This is a genomic window from Verrucomicrobiota bacterium (assembly GCA_016871535.1).
Classification (GTDB): Bacteria; Verrucomicrobiota; Verrucomicrobiia; order Limisphaerales; family SIBE01; genus VHCZ01.
Window position 1 is genome coordinate 1 of sequence record VHCZ01000450.1, and the last position, 1,955, is coordinate 1,955.

General features: G+C 61.1%; 2 protein-coding genes. Both read right to left on the bottom strand.

Translation table 11 applies throughout. The annotated features are described in order from the left end of the window. Positions 1 to 386 precede the first annotated feature (386 nt). Complete coding sequence (locus FJ398_27485) at positions 387 to 1,526, bottom strand: glycosyltransferase family 4 protein (GenBank protein ID MBM3841619.1); 1,140 nt, start codon at positions 1,524 to 1,526, stop codon at positions 387 to 389. Positions 1,527 to 1,623: 97 nt separating this feature from the next. Then, positions 1,624 to 1,827, bottom strand: a complete 204-nt coding sequence (locus FJ398_27490; protein MBM3841620.1) for a hypothetical protein — start codon at positions 1,825 to 1,827, stop codon at positions 1,624 to 1,626. Between the last annotated feature and the right edge of the window lie 128 nt (positions 1,828 to 1,955).

The window sequence follows — 1,955 nt, forward strand, 5'->3', positions numbered from 1 at the left end:
CCGACAAGCTCCTCGCGCCTCCGCGACCCGGAGCTGACAGTCTGTTCCTTGCAAGCTTTCAAAACCGCTCCGAGCTGATGTTCCGATCCTGCTGATGCTGGTGTCGTCGAAGCAAGTTTCGACGGGTCCGAGTAACCTGGAGGCAAGGAAGGTTGGCATGGACTTGGAGTGAAGTGCATTCGATGACAAGGCGAGTCCGTCCCGAGGAACCGCAGGACATGGAATCTTCACGTTCGACTTCAGCTCGCTGAGGAGCGACTTGTCCTGCTGACCATTTGACCATTTCTCGGTCCTGGTGACCCGGGCAGAGATCTGACCCCGACCTGGAAGCTCCAGGCGAAGAGGATTCAGCATTTTGAACGGACTGCAATTCAATCTTGGCTCCTTCATCCAAGATGGCGCGCATACACCGCTTCAATCCGATCCAGCATCGCGTCCAGCCCATGGCGTGCTTCCACCAAAGCCCGGCCGCGTTCGCACAATGCCGCCGTGACCACGCGCGCTTCAAGGGTCTCGCGGATGGCGGCCGCCAGCGCCGGAGCATTGCCCGCCGGAATGATCCGGCCTGTTTCGCCGGGCCGGATGATTTCTGGAATGCCACCGACATCCGTGCCGATCACCGGCGTCTTCGTCGCCAAGGCTTGGAGACCGATCTGCGGAACGCCTTCGTGTTTGGTCGAGGCGATAACCAGCACCGCCAACCCACGCAGGACCTCGGGCACTTCTTCGCGATGACCAGGCAGTCCCACGCAGTCCGCCAATCTCAATTCGGCGATCTGCGCCTCAATCTGAGGCCGGATGGGTCCTTCGCCCACAATCACGAAACGCGCGGCGAATTTCGAATCCAGCAAGAGTCGCGCGGCTTGGAGGAAGGTCGAATGGCCTTTCCACGAGCGCAACACGGACACCATGCCAACGGCGGGGAGCGATGGCGGCGCCTTTCCTGAGGGCAGTTCCACCTTCGGTCCATCAGGCGCGAAGCGTTTCAAGTCGATCCCGGTCGGCATCGGGGTCACGCGCTCTTCCGGCAAATCCAGGCTTTGCCTCAAGTGGATCGCCATTTTCTCGCTCGTGGTGAACACGTGGTCCGCCAGCGTCACGAAGGCATGTCGGCTCACGCGGCGATTGGGATACGCCACCTCGATGTGGCGCGTTCGCACTAACAAGGGCACGCGCGCCAAACGGCCGGCCATTCCGACCACCCAACCGTCCCGTGAACTGTGCGTGTTCAACACGTCGGGACGGATTTTGCGGAGCCAACGCGCGGTCTTCAAAACTTCGAGGGCGAAATGCAGGCGGTTCACATCGAGAGGGCGCGTGGGAATTCCGATCGCCGCGGTCCGCTCGTAAACCTTGGCTTCGGGCGGGGCCAGGAGCCACCCCTCGCTGCCGCGTTCGCGGAAACCGGTGAGTTCGGCCAGAACCCGGTGTTCCTGACCTCCCCAGCCGAGCGACCACTCTGAGTGGACGATGCGCCAACGATGGCGGCGAGTTGCCGACGGGATCAGTTCACTCATTTGCTGCATGATTTATGGGAAGGTGGCGTCGGTTCCAGCGCCTTAAATCGGCAAATCGGAATCGGGGTCACATCTCACAATTCGATTCCGCTGAAAAACCGATCGGCTACTTTTTCGGGCGAGGAGAGGCCGGGGGAGCGTGCAATCGGTGGAGTCGCAAGTCCGAGCGGCCGAGTAGTTGCCATTGGACTTGTTCGCCCGCCTGGATGTCCAAGGCGGCGGCCAGCGGGATGGGGAGGTTGACGTAAAAGCGCGGGGCCTGGCCTTTGGTACGGATGACTTGAACGCGCATGGGATATTCTGCTTGCATCAGTGTATGCTACTCAACAGGCTAGCAACATGTCCATGCGAAAATCCGCGCGCCGGGGCGCTCACCGATGAGCCTGCCCAACTTCTCCACTCAGTCCGAACTGTTCTCCACCGCCAGCTTGTCGGCCC

Excerpts from the sequence above, each read along its gene's own strand:
- FJ398_27485 (MBM3841619.1), bottom strand. The coding sequence starts at position 1,526 with ATGCAGCAAATGAGTGAACTGATCCCGTCGGCAACTCGCCGCCATCGT.
- FJ398_27490 (MBM3841620.1), bottom strand. The coding sequence starts at position 1,827 with ATGCAAGCAGAATATCCCATGCGCGTTCAAGTCATCCGTACCAAAGGC.